The following is a 1,765-nucleotide window of genomic DNA, read 5'->3' on the forward strand; positions in this document are numbered from 1 at the left end:
CTAAGGGCCTGCCGGGAAACAAACCGTCGCTTCCTGCTCCGAGGCTCGTTATTGCGGTATGGGGAGACCGGAGGGGATCGAGGCGGCCCTGGCCGCGAAGTTCGCGACGCTGTTCCCGCATCTCGACGAGCGGCAGCGGCGGCTGGCCGTAGGAGCAGAAGCGCGGTCGCTGGGCCATGGAGGCATCAGGCTCGTCGCTCGTGCGGCCGGAGTCCGGGAGGGCACCGTGTCGCGCGGGGTGAGGGAACTGGAGTCCGGCGAAGCGCCGTTGGGACGGGTGCGCCGGTCCGGTGGGGGCCGCAAGCGAGCGGTGGACGTGGATCCGGGCCTTCGGCCCGCGCTGCTGGCCTTGGTGGAACCGGATGTACGCGGGGACCCGATGTCGCCACTGCGCTGGACGACGAAGTCGACCCGGCAACTGGCCGCCGAGCTGACCCGGCGGGGCCACCGGGTCTCGGCGGACACCGTGGCGGCCGTGCTGCGCGAGGAGGGCTTCAGCCTCCAGGGCAACGCCAAGACTGTCGAAGGCGCCCAACACCCGGACCGAGATGCGCAGTTCCGCTATATCAACGACCAGGCCAAGGACTTCCAGGCGGCCGGGGACCCGGTGATCAGCGTGGACACCAAGAAGAAGGAGTTGGTCGGCAACTACAAAAACGCCGGCCACGAGTGGCGCCGCGAAGGTGATCCGATCCGGGTTCGCACCCACGACTTTCCCGATGCCGATCTGGGCAAGGCGATCCCGTACGGGATCTACGACCTGAACGCGGACACGGGCTGGGTCAGCGTTGGTACCGACCACGACACCGCTGCCTTCGCCGTTGCCTCCCTCCGCCGCTGGTGGCACGAGGTTGGGCGCGGCACCTACCCGCGCTCGCGCCGTCTGCTGATCACTGCGGACGCGGGCGGTTCCAACGGCTACCGCACCCGGGCCTGGAAGTTCGAGCTGGCCGCGCTGGCTGTCGAGACCGGTCTGGAGGTTACCGTGTGTCACTTTCCTCCGGGCACATCGAAGTGGAACCGAATCGAGCACCGACTGTTCTCCCACATCACGATGAATTGGCGGGGCAGGCCGCTGACCAGCCATGAAGTCATCGTGAACAGCATCGCAGCGACCACTACCCGCACGGGGCTGACAGTCCGCGCCGAACTCGACGCCGCCGTCTACGAGACCGGCCTCCGCATCAGTGACCGCCAGCTGAACGCCCTGCCTCTGAGCCGCCACGACTGGCACGGCGACTGGAACTACACTCTCCGCCCCCAAGAACACCGTCGGGACGGCGTCCTTCCGATCCCGCCCCAGAACGAAGCCGGCCCCGGCCGTGACTGGCTGGTTCATCCCGCGCTGACCGGCATCCCGCATGGGCAGTGGGACTCGTTGGTCACCGAGTTGGCGGCGGCCCGCGTGACTCAGCGGGAAGCAGACCTCCAACAGCGGCGCGGCGGTGACCGGCAGAAGACCCCTGCCGCCAGCCTCTACACCGGTCGACGCCCCGGCCTCACCCTCGTCGACCGACTCCTGGCCACCATCCTCTACCAGCGGTTCAAACTCCCCCAGGTCGTCATGGCCCCGCTCTTCACCGTGACACCCGTGACCCTCAACCGAGTCATCAGCCAAACCCGCCGACTCCTCCGCGGCATCGGACACACCATCGAACCCGCCGAGACGCACCTGGCCACTCTCGACGATCTCACCGACCTCGTCACACACCTCGGCATCCCCAAACCGGAGACCAAGAAGGCGAGTTATTGATCTGCAGGCCCT

Annotated in this window: 1 protein-coding gene; it reads left to right on the forward strand. The window is 67.8% G+C overall.

Annotated features, from left to right (window positions below):
- The first annotated feature begins 58 nt into the window (after positions 1–58).
- Complete coding sequence (locus ABT352_RS40670; RefSeq protein ID WP_350950449.1) at positions 59–1,753, forward strand: ISAzo13 family transposase; 1,695 nt, start codon at positions 59–61, stop codon at positions 1,751–1,753.
- The last annotated feature ends 12 nt before the right edge of the window (positions 1,754–1,765 follow it).

Source organism: Streptosporangium sp. NPDC000563, assembly GCF_040299985.1.
Classification (GTDB): Bacteria; Actinomycetota; Actinomycetes; order Streptosporangiales; family Streptosporangiaceae; genus Streptosporangium.